Raw genomic sequence first — 18,770 nt, forward strand, 5'->3', positions numbered from 1 at the left:
CGAGGGATTTGTTAATCCTCCGGCCCCAATTATTTTTAGCTAGTGGCAATTTGCCTTTTTCACCCCTTCTGCAACCAGGCGCAGAGCTTCTGGTAGAGCAGCGACACTGAAACGGGCTTGGCGATAAAGTCGTTCATGCCAGCCTCGATGCACAGTTCGCGGTCTTCGGCAAAGGCGTTGGCTGTCATGGCGATAATGGGGATTGCGGCCCCTTCGGGGAGCAGGCGAATCTGCCGGGTGGCCTCCAGTCCGTTGATGTGCGGCATCTGCATATCCATAAGTATCAAGTCATAGGTAGCGGCCTGCACCCGCTCAATGGCCTTGCCGCCGTCTTCCGCAAGGTCAACGATAAAGCCCACGTCTTCCAGCAGGGCCTGGGCAATCTCACGGTTGATAGGCTCGTCTTCCACCAGCAGAATGCGCTTGCTGCCAAGCTTTTGCCGGATGGTGCGTTCCGCATCCTCAGCGCTGACTCTGGTTGGTTCGTTGTGCGGGGGCGCGTCTTTGCGCAACACGGCAGTGAACCAGAACGTGCTGCCTTTGCCCTCCACGCTGGTCATCCCCGCCTTACCGCCCATGAGTTCTGCAAGCTTTTTGGTGATGGCAAGGCCAAGGCCTGTGCCGCCGTATTTGCGGCTCATGGAATTATCCGCCTGCTCAAATGCGCTGAACAGGCGCGGCTGCATCTCCGGGTTGATGCCAATGCCTGTGTCTTCCACCTCAAAGCGGTACGTCACAGTGCTGTCTGTCTGCGATTCCGGGCGCACTGCCACCTTAACATAGCCGTGATCCGTAAACTTGAGCGCATTGGTGGCGAGGTTGAGCAGGGCCTGCTGCAACCGGCTGTCATCGCCATAGACGGGGCAGGTTTCTGGCGCAGCGTCCACAATCAGCTCAATGCCTTTCTCCTGCGCCTTCTGCCCCAGAATGGAAGTGATGTTCTCAAGCAGGGTAGAAACATGCACTGGCACATGTTGCAACACGAACTTTCCGGCTTCAATTTTTGATAATTCAAGAACATTATTGATAATTTCCAGCAAGTGACTGCTGGCGATCTCGATCTTGGTGAGCTTTTCCACCTGATTGGGGGTGAGGCCCGATTTGCGCAAAATATGGATCATGCCCGTGATGGCGTTCAGGGGGGTGCGAATCTCGTGGCTCATGTTGGCGAGGAAGGCGCTTTTGGCAACGCTGCCAGCCTCTGCTGCGTTTTTGGCAATAATCAGATCCTGGGTGCGCGACTCCACCAGCGCCTCCAGCCGTTCACGGTGGGCCGCAAGCTCGGCCTCAACCTGCTTGCGCTCTGTGATATCCCTGACCAGTCCGATGGCAATCCACCGACCCTGCATGTTCATGGTAGACAGCGCAAGCTCAATGGCAAATTCTTGCCCATCCTTGCGCAGGGCGCTCAATTCAACGCCAGAACCCAGAAAATCCCCCTGGCCGCTGAGGCAAAAATCTTTCAGACCTTCAGCCATTTTATCGCGATAGCGGGGCGGCACCAAAAATTCGTGCAAAACGCGCCCCATAACCTCGTCTGCCGTATAGCCAAAAATGGTCTCCGCCGCCTTGTTCCAAAAGATGATGTGCCCGGAGCAATCCAGCAGAATCAGCGCGTCCTTGATGCTGTTTGTGGTCAGACGGAAGCGCTCCTCATTCTCGCGCAGGGTTTGCTCGCGCTTCTGGATTTCAGCGCCCATCCTGTTGATGCATTCGGCCAGATCGCCAATTTCATCCTTGCCCATTGTATCGACCCGCGCGCTGTAATCGCCTGCGGCGAGCTTTTGGGTGCTTTCTTCCAACCGCGCCAAACGGGCAACAACGTATTTGTTGAGCAGGGAGCCAAGTGCAAGCAAAAGTACAAGATACCCCAGAATGTGCATCACAATCTGGAATATCCATTCAGAATAATACTGGTGGCGCAGTTCTTCAGACGGCAGGAAAATGCTCAAAACTCCACGGAGGTCGCCAACATTGTAGTTGTATGAATCAGCATAGGCCGCAGCAATGGCCTGGGGGGCGTTCTCGCGGCAGCCATGACATCGCAGGCAGTACTCTTCAACCTTGATGGGGCTGGTATAGTGATAGAAGGAAAGGCCGTTCTCTTTCACTTCAACCATCCGGCTTTTGGCGGAAGGGGTGGCCCGGAACCATGCCAGGGCGTCAAGCTCAAGAGGATTTGCCATGTTGGCGGGATTGCGCGGCCTGTCAGACACATTGCTGAACCTGAGCCCGCTGGTGCTCCAGTTATGGAATTCTGCCGAAATTCTGGAGAGCGCATGCGCAGGCAAAAAACCGATGGTGGCATCGGTTACGGGCAGGCCGCTTTCAATGAACTGTTTTTGATAAACACGGCGGGTGGACATGATAATGGCACGGAAGTCCTCTGCATCACGCAGCAATTCTGTGCGGATGGAAGACTCAATTTCGCGATAACCAAAATAGATATCAGCACAAACGATTATGCTGATAATTGCAGCGGTAAGGCACCAAACCTTGTACTTGATGCGCATAGCAGCCTCTCAGTCAGCCTATGGCACGTTATCAGTCTCAGGCCCGTGGTCTTGTGATGTGCGGTGTATCTGGTGATGCGGGAAGGTGAAGCAGGAAAAACAGACTAATAACAAGTTATGACTTGGAAAATGCCTTGTATTGTCTGTATGAATCAGAATTTTTGTGAATATACAGTCGTATGATGATTATGTCAAAATAATACTCATATCTTATGAGTTTATTTCAATATTTAAAAAACCATATATTTTATGCTGATAGATGTGTGATGATTTTTGTGCGCATTATCTAACCATTTTTTTATTGTTAGGTTGCTAATTAAAAGCATGTCCATGTTCACATATTTGCAGTAACACATCATTATAGTTATTGCCCTGCGGCTTGTGCTCCTGCGGCAAGGCGCAAAAAGCGCTCAGCAAGCAGGTTGGGGGCAAGCATTACCTTGGCGGCGGCAGAGGATTGCACGCTGCCGCTCACGCTCATGGGCTGGCTGTTGTCTGCCCTTTCAATTTCTGCTTCCAGGGCGGCGCGCAGGCGCTGGAACGATTCTTCCACTTCCGGGTATTCGTTGGTTTCGCGCCAGGGCAGGGTGAGGCTGCGTGTCCACGAATGCCCTTTGTGCGATGGTGCCTCAAGGGTGTGAAAACGGGTGGGGGTGTAGCCCTGCGCCCGCTCGAACAGGCCGGGATAGCAGTAATCCTGCCGCTCTTCTTCTGGCTGCGGAATGGTTGAAACTATGCTTACTATGGGCAGGGCCAGGGCTTTTTCGTGTTCTTCAAGCCGCACGGAATATTGCAGGATGGGCCGCATGTAGCCTCGTTTTTTGGTTATTTTCCATTCAATATGCATGGCGACCTCGTGTGGTGCTTGGGTGTTGGTTGGAGGCTGGCATCAGTTAAGGCACCTGATTCTGGCGGTCGGTTCAGACCGCGCCCAGCGCGGCCGCGGGTTCCGTCAGGCATACCACCTGACCGAATGGCGGCTGTTGCTCGTGCGGGGCGCTGCAAATCCACAGCACAGGATATTCCGGCTCGGCGGGGTAGCGGTCGCACTCCAGATCGGTAAACCAGATCAGGCAGGTGGGGGCCAGCCGCTCGTCTTCAATATGGGCGCACACAGGGCGGTAATCCGTACCGCCGCCCCCCACGGGGGCAAGGCTGGCGGGCATGTCCATGCGCGTAAGCGTTAGGGTTTTCTGCACCTTGGTATCATGAAACAGTACTGTGAGCGTGGTGTCGTAGGCTTCAAGCACGGTTGCAAGCTCAGTGCAAAACATGGCCAGCGCCTGCTCGTCCACAGAGCCAGAGCAGTCCACGGCCAGCACCACGTGGGGCAGGCGGGCCTCACGCCGGGCTGGCAGGTAGATGTTCTGGTACAGATAGCGGCGGTTGGGCGTTGTCCACGAATAGTCGTTTTGCGCGCACTGCTCCAAAAAACGCTGCAAAAGCGTGCGCCAGTCCAGCTTGGGCCGCCACGCCCGGTTAAGCTGACGGGCCAGACCTGCGGGCATGCTGCCCATGTTGCGGGCGCGCTGCATGGCCTGCATCATGGCTATATCCGCCTCCTGCTCGGCGGCCTTGAGGGCCTGATCGTTCTGCATGCCTTGCGCATCGGGGTGATCCTGCACCTCGCCGGTGAAGCTGGTTTTGCCCTCTGATTGTTCCGGGCGGCCTTTTTCGCGTTTGGCTGCGGCCTTGTTGCCAGCGGCGGACTGCGGGTCGGCGTCTTCGTCCTTTTGCTGCTTGCTGTTTTGCGCGCCTTGCGGAGTGGGCTGCTCCGGTTGCTCTGTCTGCTTGCCACCATCAAAGGCCGCTGCGCCAGCGCCTTCTGTCTGTTCCGCGCCCTGCGCAACCTGCGCGTTCTGCCCGCCCTTGTTGGTGGGGGCGTCTTGCAGGCTTGCCAGTGCATCAAAGATTTCGTCCGCATTCATGCCCGCATAGGCCGGATTGTGGGCAAAGCCCTGAGGCAGGGTAAAGCCGGACTCCACCAAGATGTGATTGATTGCCAGATCGCAGGCGCGGTTCCACTGTTTTGCATCGCGCCCCTTGCGGCGCAGATGATGCCCGAAGGCCAGATGCAGAACCTCGTGCGCCATTGCCCCCACAAGCGTTTTTTGCGAAAGGGCCGTTGAGAATGCAGGGTTGTAGCCAAGGGTTTTGCCGTCTGTCCACATATCCGCGCATGAGGAGTCTGCCTTGTAGCGCAAGCGCAGGGCCAGAGATCCGAAGAAGGGATGCTCCATAACCAGTGCTGCGCGGGCGCGCGTGATGCAGCGCTGGGCCGCCAGGGTTGCAGCATCAGCATCCTCTGTGGTTGCGGCTGGCTTTTGCGGGGTAGACGGCTGGTTCTCGAATGTGTGCATGGCTTAGAGCAGAACTTCCGCGTTTTTTTCTGCCCAGCGGTTGAAGGCCGGGGTGTTCACCACATCCGTATTCTGGCAGACGGCGTCGCGCATCAGCAATACGCTGAATTCTGCGGGCAGGCGCTCGGCATAGGCGGTAAGGGCATCCATGGTGTCTTCTGCCGCGCGCAGGCTCAGCGCCTCGCATGTGGCGTACAGGGCGGCTGGCTCCTGAGGCACCATTGCGGCCTCTGGCTGCGCCAGGATGGAATCCACCGTGGGCAGCTCGCGCCATACGGAGAGAAAACCCATGAACTCCGCCGCGGCTGCGGGGCCGACTGTGCCCTGAAACAGCTCGTATTCCACCTCGCGGGCAGGTGCGGCCTCCAGTATGCGCGAAACAAATTCCCACGAGCGGGGCGAGGCAAAGGCTTTTTCCATGCGCTGCGGGTCAAAATCGTGCAGCAGCCGGGGGCGAAAACGCAAAAAGGCGCACACCTCGCGGCGAATGCCCGCTCCCTGCGCCCAGGCGAGCCAGTCGTCAAGGCTGGCGTCAAATTCCAGATGCACCATGCGGTTAGCCAGGGCAGAAGGCATGCGGTACGAGACGGCCTTGTCCTTTTCCCGATTGCCAGCGGCCACGATGGACCAGCCATCCGGCAGGCGGTATTCGCCAATGGCTCTGTCGAGTATGAGCTGATAGCAGGCCGACTGCACCAGCGGCGGGGCGGCGTTGAGTTCATCAAGAAAGAGTATGCCTTGCGGTGGGTCGCCCGCCCCCGGCAAAAAAGCAGGCGGGCACCATACGGCGGTTCCAGCATCAGTAAGGCGCGGCAAGCCGCGCAGATCAACAGGATCAAGCAGCACGGCCCGGATGTCGCGCAGGGCCATGCCCCGCATGGCGGCAACCTGGGAGACTATCTGGCTTTTGCCCACGCCCGGCGCGCCCCATAAAAATACGGGCTGATGAATGCTGGTGAGGGTCTGCAAAGCGGAAATAACCTGTAAAGGCGTCATGTTTCTTCCTGAAATAGCTGTGATAGGAGAGGGCGCGTGTATCGTGGAGAGGCACCCGATAAAGTAGAAAAATGAAGGAAAAGAAATTGAAAGTCAATATCATCCAAATGGGGGAGCGGATGGCGTGTCCGGGGAGGGGTGTTCTGTTACAGCGCAAGCTTGTCCACCGCATACCGGCGTAAATCGAAATACCCCGTAGCGTGCGGCATGGTTCACATTGTTTTGTGGCTGCCGGATGAGCAGTCGCTTTGGGTGCTGATCAGCCCCTTAATGTCGCGCAGGGGCGGCGTGCCGAACTGGCGGCGATATTCGCGGCTGAATTGCGAGGGGCTTTCGTACCCCACCTGAAAGGCGGCGCTGGTGGCGTCCAGATGCTCCATGAACATGAGGCGTCTGGCCTCGTGCAGGCGCATCCACTTTTGGTATTGCAGCGGGCTCATGCTGGTCATGGCGCGAAAATGGAGATGAAAGGTTGAGGTGCTCATGCCGATCTGTCTGGCAAGGCTGTCTATCTTCAAGGGCTGGACGTAGTTTTTCTTGAGCCAGTCAATGGCCTGCGCGATCTGGAAGCCATGGCTGCCAGCAGCTACGATCTGGCGCAGATAATGCCCCTGTTCGCCCAGCAGAAGGCGATAAAGTATCTCTTTGTGAATCAGGGGCGAGAGCACGGCGATATCCTGCGGGTGGTCGTGCAGGTCAAGCAGCCGCTGAAAGGCGTTGAGCAAGGGCATGCACACCTCGCTGACCCGCATGCCGCGCCCGGATTTTGCCGCGCGTGTGACCGGCAGATTGCTGTCCACCATCATCTGGGCCAGCATGCGCATATCAAGCTTGAGCACCATGCCCAGCAGCGGCACTTCCGGGCTGGCCTCCACCACATTTGCCACCACCGGCAAGCCGACAGATGAAATCAGGTAGTGGTTGGCATCATACAGATATTCTTCATCCCCCAGCATAACGCGCTTGGCACCCTGAGCAACAAGGCAGATAGTTGGCTCATACATGCAGCTTGCGGGCTGGGTCGGCGCTTCGTACCGCACAAGCACAAGGCCCGGCACTGCCGTTTCCAGACGGTGGTTTTGCTCGGTCTGGCGGGCAATGTTGCGGGCCAGCGCCTGCCGCTGAATATTGAGCATGTCGCATTTTTCTTTGTCTTGCTGGGGCATGGTCGTTCTCCCTTTCTGGCTTTTTACCAGAAGAGCATGGATAAAAACAACACAATAGTTTGAATCATCGGACAATCGGGCAATAATTTGAGAGAATCGGACTATGACCTTTTTGCCAAGGCTCTTAAAAGAATAAAGCAGTGGCTGGGGTATAGTGAGCACGTTTGCGTGCCTGACGCAAAGGCAGTTTGACAGCATAAATGCCTGATAAAAAGTTAAAGTAATAGTTTAAATGTTTGGGTTGAAGTTCACAAAAATGCCCTTGAATAGCTAGAATCGGCGTCTGACCAGCAACTGGCAAGGGATTAAATACCTACAAAGCAGCATATGGAGCGAGTAATGAAAAACATCCTGATTTTTTGCGGCAGCCCGCGCAAGGGCGGTAATTCTGATCTCTTGTGCGAGCAGTTTATGGCGGGAGCGCAAGAGGCAGGCCATAAGGTGGAAAAGATTTTTGTGCAGGAACATAAAATCGCTCCATGTCTTGGCTGTGGGTACTGCCAGAGCCATGAGGGAGCCTGCGTGCAAAAGGATGGCATGGAAACCATGCTGGAAAAAATGATCAAGGCCGATGTTCTTGTGCTGGCCTCGCCCGTGTATTTCTATTCTGTGAGCGCGCAGATAAAAGCCCTCATGGACAGGACAGTTGCTCGCTACACTGAAATCAAGAACAAGATCATGTATTACATTATTGCCGCTGCGGACCCTGATTTGTCGCACATGGAGCGAACCATCGAGTGCTTCAGGGGTTTTGCCTACTGCCTTGAAGGATCGGTGGAAAAGGGCGTTGTGTACGGCGTTGGCGCGTGGAACAAGGGTGATATAAAGGGCTCCCCCAGCATGGCGCAGGCCTTTGAAATGGGCAAAAACGTGTAGAGGCAGCACATGCGGTGTGCCGGATTGCCGCCATCATGCAGAAATAGGCAAGAATCAAACTGTATTGTCTATTCCCTGTTGCGGGCAAAATACCTATATTGCGCACGGCGGCGGCAGCCTGCCCTATTTTTCCAGATGCACACCTCTTGCCGGGGCTTTATGAAGATACTGTATTACGATTGCTTTGCCGGAATCAGCGGCGATATGAATCTGGCCGCCCTGATTGATCTTGGGGTCAGCCCCGATTATCTCAAGGCCGAACTGGCCAAGCTCGCCATTGATGACGAGTTTGCGCTCCAGTGTCAGCCAGAAAAATGCAACGGCATTCAGGGGATGCAGGTTCATGTGCGCTTGAACGGTCAACAGCACGGGCACAGCCACGGCCATGAACACCCTCACGGGCATGAGCATGCGCATGTTGGTGTGCCTGCCCACGTGCATGACCACAACCCCGCGCAGGGTAGTCACCTGCCCCACAGGAATCTGGCCGACATCACAGCAATCATCACGCAAAGCACACTGGCAGACCCGGTCAAACAGACGAGCCTGAACATATTCCGCCGCATTGCCGAGGCAGAAGCCAAAGTGCATGGCAAGGCTTTGGAAGACGTGCACTTTCACGAAGTTGGCGCTACGGATTCCATTGTGGACATCGTGGGCGCAGCTATCTGTTTTCATGCCCTTGATGTTGATGCCGTGTGGTCTTCGCCCCTGGAGCTTGGTGGCGGTTTTGTGCGCTGCGCGCACGGCATGATGCCAGTTCCTGCCCCGGCGACAGTCGAGATTCTTCATGGCATCCCCACCACACGCGGCGGGGTGGAGCATGAGGCCACAACCCCAACCGGGGCGGCCATCATTGCCGCTCTGGCCCATGCCTTCAAGGCAGCCCCGGCCATGACAACCCTGAGCACGGGTTACGGCATCGGCCACCGCCAAACAGAGCGGCCCAATATGCTGCGGGTACATCTTGCGGAAGTGGACGAAGTTGCGGTCGCTGGCCCAGCCAGTTGATTCTGCCTGCTCTGGCGTAATCTTGACGCTACAGATTGTACGGGGCAAATAAAGATCGCGGGCAATGAAGCCCGATCATGTTGGAGTAGAGAAATGTCAGGTGGTTCACTGGAAAAACTGCTCACAGATATCAGGGACGGAAGCCTCTCTGTTGCCGATGGCATGAATCTGCTGCGCGAGAGTTCGGTGCTTGATCTTGGGCACACCAAGTTTGATTTGCAGCGTCCGGCGCGCAATGGCTTTCCTGAGGTCATTTACGGCGAGGGCAAAACCCCTGAGCAGGTGGGCGAAATATTCCTCCGCGTGGGCGACCGCAGCAATGTGCTGGCCACAAGGGTTTCGGCAGAAATGGCGGCCCATGTGCAGTCGGTGTGCCCCAATGCCGAATACAATCCTCTTGGGCGCGCCCTTACGCTGGTCGTCAAGCCCATTGTCTGGAAGCAGGGCGAAGTTGCCATTGTTACCGCGGGCACCTCTGACCTGCCCGTGGCGGAAGAAGCCCGTGAGACCTGCCGCATGCTTGGCGTGCGCGCAAAAATTCTTGCAGATGTGGGCGTGGCGGGCATCCACCGCCTGATCAACAACTTGCCGGAGGTGCTTGCCGCCCGCGCCGTCATTGTGATTGCGGGCATGGAGGGCGCACTGGCGAGCGTGGTCGGCGGTCTGGTGCCGCAGCCCGTTGTGGCGGTTCCCACCTCTGTGGGCTATGGGGCATCGTTTGCGGGGTTGTCCGCCTTGCTTGGCATGCTCACCTCCTGCGCCAGCGGCGTCACTGTGACCAATATCGACAACGGCTTCGGCGCTGCCTGCGCCGCCTGCCGCATTATCAATGCCTGCGAGGGCAACAGTAAAACCTAAAACCTGAACGGTCCGGCAGCGGACACTTGCCTTTATATTCCCCCCACAAAATCTGGACAGCGTGATTGCGCGTTCTGCCAGGGCCATGCGTCTTTGTTCCCGGCAGCATGCCGCACAGGCGCAGGACTTGTGCATATTGCCGGGCCGTCTTTATGGCAGTCATACCACTACACAGAGCGGGCAGACAGCCTGCTGGTATCCTGAACATACTTCCACTGCGGAGCTGTTATGGACAAGAATGATAAGTCTTCCGGGGTATCGCGGCGCCGCCTTTTACAGGCCGCGGGGGCAGGCGTTGCAGGGGGCGCGGTGCTTTACGGGCTGGACAAGCTGCGCCTTTTGCCCAGTTTTGAGCAGCCAAAGCCCGTGCCGCCTGCGGAAAGGATGACCTGCCGCGTCAATCCCAAGAATGGGGACAAGGTATCGCTGCTGGGTTTTGGCTGCATGCGCTTTCCCATGCTGCCGGGTGCAGACAGCCCCACCGGGCCGGAAGTGAACGAGCAGGGGGCCTTTGCCCTTGTGGACTATGCCATTGCCCACGGGGTGAACTATTTTGATACGGCGTGGCCGTATCATCGCGGCGTTTCAGAAAGCGTCATTGGCAAGGCCTTGCAGCACTACCCCCGCAAGAGCTTTTATCTGGCCGACAAAATGCCCACGTTTCTTATGCCCACAAGGGAGCAGGCCAGGGAAATTTTTGAAAAGCAGCTTGAAAAATGCAAGGTAGAATACTTCGATTACTATTTGCTGCACGCAATACAGTCTGTTGAGGCGTATCAGACCGTTTACGAAAAGAACGGCGTGCTCGAATATCTGCTTGAAGAGAAAAAGAAAGGCCGCATTCGCAACCTTGGCTGGTCGTTTCACGGCAATGCGCCAACGCTGGAATATCTGCTCTCGCGTGACGTTGCGTGGGATTTTGCCATGGTGCAGCTCAATTATCACGACATGCTGCACGAATACAAAATTGCGCCCAATCAGGCAAAATTCATTCCCAAAGACCCAGCGCCCACGCAGTGGATGTTTGAAAAAATGCAGCAAAGCGGCCTGCCGCTGATTGTCATGGAGCCTCTGCTTGGCGGTCGGCTTGCCCGGCTGAACAAAAAGGCGCTAGCCATCCTGCAGGCGGAAAGGCCCGAGGCCTCGGGCGCATCGTGGGCCTTCAGGTATGTGGCGGGCTTGCCCAACGTGATCACCATGCTGAGCGGCATGACCTACATGGAACACCTTCAGGACAACCTGCGGGCGCTGGCTCCTTACGAGCCGCTTTCCGGCCGCGAAATGGAGGTTCTCAAAGCGGCGCTGAATGTTTTTCTGACCCAGTCAAACATCCGCTGCACCACGTGCGGCTATTGCATGCCATGTCCCTATGGCGTTGATATCCCGTCTGTATTTGCCCACTTTAACCGTTGCCTTGACGATGAGCTGATCCCCAAGGGGACGCGCGACCCTGACTATGAAAAGGCCCGCCGGGCCTACCTTGTGGAATATGAGCGTTCAGTCCCCGAGTTGCGGCAGGCGGCGCGCTGCACAGGGTGCGGCAAATGCCTCACGCATTGCCCGCAGATGATCGCCATCCCGGATGAAATGGCCCGGTTGGGCAAGTTTGTTGAAAATCTGAGAACAAGGCAGGGATAGCCCATGTTACGGATCGTTCGCATCGTGCTGGCCGCGCTCTGTTTTGCTGCAATCTGCCTGCTGTTTGTGGATGTGAGCGGGCTGTTTGCGCCATCGCTTGCCTTTATGGCAAAGGTGCAGCTTGTGCCTGCCCTGCTGGCGGGTAGTCTGGGTATTGTGGCGGGCATAGCCCTGCTGACGCTGGTGTTTGGCAGAGTCTATTGCTCGGCCTTGTGCCCACTTGGCGTGGTGCAGGACATTATCGGCGCAAGGGCGGGCAAGTACCGCTTCCGCTACTCCTCCCCGCGTAGCCTGCTGCGGCTGGCGTTTCTTGGCCTTTTTGCATTTTCCCTGCTGGCGGGCGTGCCGCTGGTTTTTTCGCTGCTTGAACCTTACAGCGCCTTTGGCCGTATGGCGGCTGATCTGCTGGCCCCCCTTTGGGCAACAGGCAGCAACGCGCTAGCCTGGGCCTCCGAACGGGCGGGAAACTATGGTGTGGCTCCCACGCTGGTGTGGCAAAAAGGTTGGGCAGCACTGGCAGCAGCGGCTGTCACCCTTGCCGTGGTTGGGGTCTTGTCATGGCGTTTCGGGCGGTTGTGGTGCAATGCGGTCTGCCCTGTGGGAACTGTTCTGGGATTTCTGAGCCGATTTTCCCTGTTCCAGCCCCGCATAAACGAAAGCGCGTGTAAAAAATGCGGCCTGTGCGAAAAGGCCTGCAAAGCATCCTGTATTGATGCAGAATCTGGAAGCGTTGATGCAAGCCGTTGCGTGGCCTGCTTCAATTGCGTGGGGGTATGCCTTCACGGGGCCATCAGCTATGCCTCCAGGCTGTCAAAAGGACATGCGGAGGAGCACATACAGCCACAGGCTATAGCCCCTGCGGGAACAGCGGCAGAAGGCAAGCTTAATGGCGCACGGCGCAGCGTGCTTGCAGCTCTGGTTGGCGTTGCCGTACCAGGGCTTGCCTTTGGCCGAAGCGTTTCGGCCATTCCGGCGCTTACCCGCAGGCAGAGCCATGAGCGGCAAACGGCCATTGTGCCGCCGGGGGCGCAGTCCGCGCAGATGCTTGGCGCGCGCTGCACCGGGTGTCAGCTCTGCGTTTCTGCCTGTCCCAATCAGGTGTTGCGGGCATCGGATATGGGCAGCGGCATGCTGCAACCCACGCTTTCATTTGAGCGGGGTTATTGCCGCGTCAACTGCGTGACCTGCTCGGAGGTTTGCCCCGCTGGGGCCATACGGCCCATTACTCCGGCAGTAAAAAGCTCCATGCAGATCGGGCGGGCCGTCATTGCCCTTGAGAGCTGTATAACCGTGACGGACAAGGTAGCCTGCACTGCCTGCGCCAAAATATGCCCGCCACGGGTGATAAATCTGGTGGGGCCGGATGATGCCCCCAAAAAGCCGGTTGTGGATGCGGAGCGCTGCACTGGCTGCGGCGCATGTGAATATGTTTGCCCGGCGCGCCCTTTTGCCGCAATCCATGTGGAGGGTGTTGCGGAGCAGAGGCGTATCTGACCTGGCTGGATCTATACCTGCCACGGGCAGGCCACCAAGCTTTATAACTAACAATGGCTGCTTGCGGTTTTACCCCAGGCAGCCATTAGCCTTTTTACCTGATTTCACAGCAAAATAGTTTAGCGTTGGCCAGAATGACAACTTCAAACAGCGCAGCCTCCATGCGGCATGATTGACTTGCCGCCCTTTGCGGGTGACGATATCCAGTTGTGGGAGCGACTGCTTTTTTGCAGAGCCGCTTTTCTGGCGGACGCTTGCGCCGCTTCTTTCAATGCTTTCTGCATGCCTTTGATACGCGGCTGGCCCCTTGCTGCCAGACGAGAGATGCCTAACGGACAGAGAATGATGCAATATACACAGTGGCTTGATGAAAAAAAGCAGAACGGCAGCCTGCGCGCCCTGCGCAATATTGATGCAGTGCGGCGCGAGAAGGAGCAGGCCGGAGCGCCCTTCATCAACCTCAGCTCCAACGATTATCTTTCACTTGGCGACGATGCCGACCTGCGGAAGGAATTCTGGTCGCAACAGGATGCTTCCACCCTGCGCATGAGCGCCTGTTCTTCGCGCCTGCTCACGGGCACCTGCGACCAGCAGGAGGCTTTTGAGCGGGAACTGGCGACGGCCTATGGCGCGGAGGCCGCACTGGTGTTCGGCAGCGGCTACCACGCCAATCAGGGCATTCTGCCCGCCGTGTGTACAAGCCGCACGCTTATTCTGGCCGACAAGCTGGTGCATGCCAGCCTTATTGACGGCATCCGCATGAGCGAGGGAAAGTGCATCCGCTTCAGGCACAATGACTACGCCCAGCTTGAAATGCTGGTGGAAAAGCACGTTGCAGATTACGAGAACATCATCATCGTCACCGAATCCATTTTCAGCATGGACGGCGATGCCTGCGATCTGCCCCGGCTGGTGGCGCTGAAAAAGGCCAACCCCACTGTGCAGCTTTATGTAGATGAGGCCCACGCCGTGGGTGTGCGCGGCGCAAAGGGGCTTGGCTGCTGCGAGGAGCAGGGCTGCGCGGCGGACATTGATTTTCTGGTGGGCACCATGGGCAAGGCCTGGGCCTCGCTGGGCGCGTATGTGATCTGCTCGTCAGCACTGCGGGAATACCTTGTTAATACCGTGCGCCCGTTTATTTTTACCACGGCCCTGCCCCCGGTCAACATTGCCTGGAGCCGCTTTGTGCTTGCGAAGTTTGCCAGCGCCGAGGTTGCGGCCCGCAGGGAGCATCTTGCCGGGCTGGCGGGCATGCTGCATGCTTTTACTGATGGCCTTGGGCAATCGGTGCGCAGCACCTCGCAGATCGTGCCCGTCATTACGGGCGAAAACCAGCGCACACTTGCCATTGCCGGGCATTTACAGCGCGAGGGTTTTTACATTATGGGCATACGCCCGCCCACGGTGCCTGCGGGCAGCTCGCGCCTGCGTATTTCGCTCACAGCCGGAACCGCGCGTGAGGAGGTTGAATCCCTCATAGCCCTGCTGAACAGGTTGCTGCATGAATATTGATTTTTTGCGGCTCGCCGGTTGTCCGACCCTGGAACTGTTTTTTGCCGGGTGGGGCATGGACAGCCGCCCCTTTGCCTGGGCTGCGGATTCCCCGCATACCGCGCACTGCGATTTTGCCGTGTGTTATGACTATTCTGACATGACGCTGGATGCGGAGGCCCTGCGCTCTTACAGCGAGGTGCGGGTGCGGGCATGGTCGCTTGGCGTATATGCGGCCTCTCTGGTCTTGCCGGGCTTGCACTGTGCTGTGAGCAGCGCCCTTGCTATTAACGGAACGCTCACGCCTGTTGATGATACTCTTGGCATACCGGTGGCGGTCTATGATGCCACGCTTGAGAACCTTTCCGCCGAAAGCGTGGATCGTTTTAACCGGCGCATGTGCGGCGCGCACCGGGCCGTTTTTGAAGCGCGCAGATCACCACACAGTTTGGCACGCAGCGTGGATTCACTGCTGGCGGAGCTGAGGCATATCAGGGAATGTTCTGCCCGCCCGGGCAGGGTGCAGTTTACTGGCTGGAACATGGCAATTCTGAGCAAAAGAGACAGGATATTTCCCATTGCAAACATGCGCAAAGCCTGGTCTGCAATTCCGGTGCTGGAGCTGGACGAGCCGCACTATATGCCGGATATTCCTTTTGTATCTGTAGAACTGCCATGAGTGCTTCATCAGTCAGGCGGCGCTTCAGCGCTGCTTCCGCAAGTTATGATGCTGAGGCCCAGGCCCAACGGCAGATTGCCTCGCGCCTCTGGGCATTGGCAGCACCATACATTCCCCGTGGTGCAGCCATACTGGAAATAGGCGCGGGCACGGGCCTGCTGACGCAGCATATCCTGAGCGCACAGCCCAGCAGCCTCACCGTCAACGATCTTTATACCAGCCCGCAAGTGCAGGCCCTTACGCAGCAACAGCCAGACGTGCTTTTCTGCCGCGAGGGGGATGCGGAAACGCTGGACTTCTGCGGCCCGTATGACGCCATTTGCAGTGCCTCAACCGTGCAGTGGTTTGCGGATATTGAAGATTTTTTGCACCGTTGCGCCCGGTATCTGCCCAAGGGCGGGCTACTGGCCTTCAGCAGTTTTTTGCCCGGTAACCTGTACGAAGTTGCCGAACTTACGGGTGTTGGGCTGGACTATCCCGATGCTGCCGCTCTGCAAGGCTATCTTGAGCAGGATTTTGAACTGGTTGCAATGGAGCAGGGCGAAATCACGCTGGATTTTGCCAGCCCGCATGACGTGCTGCTGCACCTGAAGCATACTGGCGTAACGGGCATCAAGTCTGTGGGCTGGAACAAACGCAAATATCTTGAATTTGTTGACGGTTACACTTCCCGCTACAGCATGGGGCAGGGGGTTCGGCTGACTTATCGGCCAGTGTACGTTGTTGCCCTGTCCAAGAGACTGGGGTAGATATTTATTGTCTAATTATGCCATTTTTGTTCCGTTTCTTATCTTTTTAGTATTGTTGTCTGAACAGTAAAGGGAGGCGCTGGATGAAACCTACGGCAAGATTTCTTTACTGGTGCGCCGCCCTGTTGATCCTCTGCCTAGGCCAAGGGGCTTTAGCCGCATCATCCTCCCAAGAGGTTGCCGTTGCGGGCGGAGCCTATGGATTTGAATCAGCCAAGGCATACCTCGAAATGAAGGGACGCGACCTGACAGAAGCACAAGGCAAATTTGAAAGCGATCTTTTTCAAAACCTTGATGAAGCAAACGCCATTAATATCAAATACAGGGCATTACCCCCCAACTATGTGCTGTATAGATTGAACCTAGCGGAAAATATCGAGAAAAACGCCAACAAGCCAGACAAGCTGACCGCATATTGCAAGGAATTTCTGTATATTGACAATACAGAAAGGGAAAGTGCGGATAAGTTTTTAGCCTATAATGAATCCATGACGGAAAAGTTCATTCCGCGTGACACGTATCAGGTCATGGATGAAGATATATTGCGCAACGTACTTGTGCGGTATCTTGAAACATACAGTATGGTGTATGGTTTCAAAAATCCTGATTCCATCAGGATTCGAATAGAAAAGTCCATTCCCTACAAAAATGCCGAGGGCGACTTTGGCATTTTATACTCAATCGCCCTGACAGATAAGGACGATGCTGATGATTCTGCGCCGGAAAAAATGTTTCAGGTTTCATACTGCAATGGGGAGATTGTCAGTTTTGAGCCCTCAGCAAATGACGCGGCGGATGCCGCAGTGCTGAAGATTTGCAAGTCGCGGCCGTAACGGCAAGGTTGGCGCAGCGCTTCCCATCCGTAGCAGAACGCCTGGATATCTGCCCTGCAAAGCATTTCTCTGAAAGATATAGTGCCCGGTGCGCCAACGCCCAATCTTAAGGAAATGCTGCGCATCTATCTGGATTATCTGAAGTACCACGGTTCCATCATGGGCCTCTACAGCCACGGGGCCAACGAATGGACGGCCAACCAGTGGATAGACCTCTTTGAAGTGCTGCACGAGAACCGCTCGGTGAGAACAGCCGGGCTTGCGGAAATAGCCGCCATAGTCAAGGAGCAGTGCGAATCCACCGGGCCGTGGACATACCGCGGCCCCTGGCAATCAGGCCCTGCGGGCGGCGAGACATCGTTCAGGCCGGGGCAGGATTCCCCCTTGATTGGCGCAGGAGTGCCGACAGAATTTACACGGATTATGCGGGCAGGCCGTTGCAGGCAGGGCAGAGGCCCAATATTGGTCTGTATTGACGGCAAACAGGCTATCGCCGCCATCAGTGCGCAAGCGCAAAAAAAGGAGTTACCTGTTGGTAACTCCTTTTTTCATGGGCGTTTGCAGAAAATCCTGCAGATATGTTGTGAGCCCTGTACTACCATGCCTGTTCGAGCAGGGTGACGATGTCGTCGTGCGAGGGCATGCGCGGGTTGCTGCTGGTGCAGATATCTTCCAGCGCGTTGGCGGCCATGGAATCCAGGCTTTGACGGTAAACCTGTTCGTCCACCTTGAGCTCGCGAACCCGTGCGGGAATCTTCATGGAGGTGTTGAGGTCGCGCACGGCGTTTATCAGGTTGCGCGTGCCTTCTTCCACCGTGGTGCTTTCAAGGCCGATAAAGGCTGCAATTTCTGTGTATTTGACGCCCGCGTCAAAGCTGTTGAAGCCGATGACAAAGGGAAGAAGCACGGCATTGGCAAGGCCATGCGGAATGTGGAACAGGCCGCCAAGGCTGTGGGCCATGCTATGGGTAACGCCAAGGCCGCTGTTGGTGAATGCCAGCCCGGCCATGCAGGAGCCAATGAGCATATTGTCGCGCGCGGTCATGTCGTCGCCGTGGTCATAGGCGCGCTTGAGGTAGGTAAAAACATTGCGGATGGCCTGCTCCGCGTAGATGGCGGTAAACACGTTGCTGTAGCGCGAAGTATAGGCTTCCACCGCATGGGTCAGCACGTCCATGCCTGTTGCGGCGGTCACGTGCGGGGGCACGGTGCGCGTAAAGCGGGCATCAAGAATGGCGGCGTCAGGAATGAGCATTTCGTCATTCAGCGGAATTTTCACCGAATTGACCTTGTCGGTGATAACCGCAATGGAGGTCACTTCCGAACCTGTGCCGCTGGTGGTGGGGATGGCGACAAGCGTGGTTTTCCTGTTGCTGTCGGCCTTGCGCCCGAAGTAGGAGATGGCCTTTGCCATATCAATGGCCGAGCCGCCGCCAATGGCGATAATCATGTCTGCCTGGCTGCTCAAAAAAAGGCGCGTAGCTTCAACAACGGCCTGAAGAGATGGGTCAGGTTCCACGCCAGAAAAAAGCGTGTGGCCAATGCCCTTGCGTTTCAGATGGCTCACGGCCTGGTCGGCAAATCCGCTTTTGACCATAAAAGGGTCTGTCACCACAAAGGCATGGCTGGCTGGAAAGGTCTCAAGGGTTTCCAGCGCGTAAGGGCCGTAGCAGATCTTTGTTTTTCCGTAAAACTGGGTCACGTCGTCCTCCACAGGCGGCGCAAAGAAAGAAAGGATATCTTGGCGTCGGCGTATTCTTTTATCGTCAGCGGTTCACGCTTGCTTGCGCTTGAGCAGCCATTTTCACGCCTTTGGGCGTGGATATTTTTGCTACGGATACCAGTCTGTTAGCTCCGTGATAGCCCGACATTGCACAGCCTTTTTGCAAAAGGGCAGTGCGGGCATGATGCTAAGTCAACCTTTACCCCTAGGGGGAAGGTCAAGGGTTTTTGCAAACTTTTTTACTATCCAATGCCATTTTGTGTGAAAAAATGAACCAGCAGGCCTGATTATGAATTTCAAATTAAAACAGACTATTAAGGTCATTGTTATTGCATTAATTATATTTACTAAATATAATTACTACTTTTAATTATCGACATCCG

At 56.3% G+C, this 18,770-nt stretch carries 15 protein-coding genes and 1 pseudogene; 10 read left to right on the forward strand and 6 right to left on the reverse strand.

Annotated elements, in window-relative coordinates; all coding sequences use genetic code 11:
• Nucleotides 1-59 precede the first annotated feature (59 nt).
• The 5 genes from NE637_RS00500 to NE637_RS00520 form a co-directional block, all read right to left on the reverse strand.
• A complete protein-coding gene (locus NE637_RS00500) occupies nucleotides 60-2,513 on the reverse strand; it encodes a response regulator (RefSeq protein ID WP_256186083.1) in 2,454 nt (817 codons plus the stop codon).
• 364 nt (nucleotides 2,514-2,877) lie between these two features.
• Nucleotides 2,878-3,360: a hypothetical protein gene (locus NE637_RS00505; protein WP_227119117.1), complete on the reverse strand. Its 483-nt coding sequence runs from the start codon at nucleotides 3,358-3,360 to the stop codon at nucleotides 2,878-2,880.
• Between the two features lie 73 nt (nucleotides 3,361-3,433).
• Nucleotides 3,434-4,873 carry a vWA domain-containing protein gene (locus NE637_RS00510; protein WP_227119118.1) on the reverse strand — a complete coding sequence of 480 codons (1,440 nt, stop codon included), beginning with the start codon at nucleotides 4,871-4,873 and terminating at the stop codon, nucleotides 3,434-3,436.
• A 3-nt stretch (nucleotides 4,874-4,876) separates the two neighbouring features.
• Nucleotides 4,877-5,869: an AAA family ATPase gene (locus tag NE637_RS00515; RefSeq protein WP_227119119.1), complete on the reverse strand. Its 993-nt coding sequence runs from the start codon at nucleotides 5,867-5,869 to the stop codon at nucleotides 4,877-4,879.
• Between the two features lie 212 nt (nucleotides 5,870-6,081).
• Nucleotides 6,082-7,035, reverse strand: a complete 954-nt coding sequence (locus tag NE637_RS00520; protein WP_192111672.1) for an AraC family transcriptional regulator — start codon at nucleotides 7,033-7,035, stop codon at nucleotides 6,082-6,084.
• 339 nt (nucleotides 7,036-7,374) lie between these two features.
• On the opposite strand from NE637_RS00520, the gene NE637_RS00525 reads away from it, so the two are divergent.
• The 10 genes and pseudogenes from NE637_RS00525 (at nucleotide 7,375) to NE637_RS00570 (ending at nucleotide 17,285) form a co-directional block, all read left to right on the forward strand.
• Entirely contained in the window at nucleotides 7,375-7,911 is a 537-nt protein-coding gene (locus NE637_RS00525) for a flavodoxin family protein (protein WP_227119121.1), read from the forward strand.
• A 159-nt stretch (nucleotides 7,912-8,070) separates the two neighbouring features.
• Nucleotides 8,071-8,895 (forward strand): annotated as a pseudogene (gene larC, locus NE637_RS00530) (nickel pincer cofactor biosynthesis protein LarC); the annotation flags it as partial.
• Nucleotides 8,896-9,015: 120 nt separating this feature from the next.
• Nucleotides 9,016-9,780 carry a nickel pincer cofactor biosynthesis protein LarB gene (gene larB, locus NE637_RS00535; protein ID WP_192111675.1) on the forward strand — a complete coding sequence of 255 codons (765 nt, stop codon included), beginning with the start codon at nucleotides 9,016-9,018 and terminating at the stop codon, nucleotides 9,778-9,780.
• A 228-nt stretch (nucleotides 9,781-10,008) separates the two neighbouring features.
• Entirely contained in the window at nucleotides 10,009-11,418 is a 1,410-nt protein-coding gene (locus NE637_RS00540; RefSeq protein ID WP_227119123.1) for an aldo/keto reductase, read from the forward strand.
• Nucleotides 11,419-11,421: 3 nt separating this feature from the next.
• Entirely contained in the window at nucleotides 11,422-12,912 is a 1,491-nt protein-coding gene (locus NE637_RS00545) for a 4Fe-4S binding protein (RefSeq protein WP_227119125.1), read from the forward strand.
• A 342-nt stretch (nucleotides 12,913-13,254) separates the two neighbouring features.
• Nucleotides 13,255-14,424, forward strand: a complete 1,170-nt coding sequence (locus tag NE637_RS00550; RefSeq protein WP_227119127.1) for an aminotransferase class I/II-fold pyridoxal phosphate-dependent enzyme — start codon at nucleotides 13,255-13,257, stop codon at nucleotides 14,422-14,424.
• The gene (locus tag NE637_RS00555; RefSeq protein ID WP_227119129.1) at nucleotides 14,414-15,082 is read left to right on the forward strand and encodes a pimeloyl-ACP methyl esterase BioG family protein; all 669 of its coding nucleotides are present in this window, start codon (nucleotides 14,414-14,416) and stop codon (nucleotides 15,080-15,082) included. The genes NE637_RS00550 and NE637_RS00555 overlap by 11 nt, the downstream gene beginning before the upstream one ends.
• Nucleotides 15,079-15,831, forward strand: a complete 753-nt coding sequence (gene bioC, locus NE637_RS00560; RefSeq protein ID WP_227119131.1) for a malonyl-ACP O-methyltransferase BioC — start codon at nucleotides 15,079-15,081, stop codon at nucleotides 15,829-15,831. The genes NE637_RS00555 and bioC overlap by 4 nt, the downstream gene beginning before the upstream one ends.
• A gap of 83 nt (nucleotides 15,832-15,914) precedes the next feature.
• Nucleotides 15,915-16,664 carry a hypothetical protein gene (locus NE637_RS00565; RefSeq protein WP_227119133.1) on the forward strand — a complete coding sequence of 250 codons (750 nt, stop codon included), beginning with the start codon at nucleotides 15,915-15,917 and terminating at the stop codon, nucleotides 16,662-16,664.
• An 81-nt stretch (nucleotides 16,665-16,745) separates the two neighbouring features.
• A complete protein-coding gene (locus NE637_RS00570; protein WP_227119135.1) occupies nucleotides 16,746-17,285 on the forward strand; it encodes a hypothetical protein in 540 nt (179 codons plus the stop codon).
• Here NE637_RS00570 and NE637_RS00575 read toward each other — a convergent pair.
• On the reverse strand, nucleotides 17,260-18,366 hold the full coding sequence (locus tag NE637_RS00575; RefSeq protein ID WP_227119137.1) for a 1-propanol dehydrogenase PduQ: 1,107 nt from the start codon (nucleotides 18,364-18,366) through the stop codon (nucleotides 17,260-17,262). The genes NE637_RS00570 and NE637_RS00575 overlap by 26 nt on opposite strands.
• Nucleotides 18,367-18,770 lie beyond the last annotated feature (404 nt).

This window comes from Desulfovibrio desulfuricans (assembly GCF_024460775.1).
Classification (GTDB): domain Bacteria; phylum Desulfobacterota; class Desulfovibrionia; order Desulfovibrionales; family Desulfovibrionaceae; genus Desulfovibrio; species Desulfovibrio desulfuricans_E.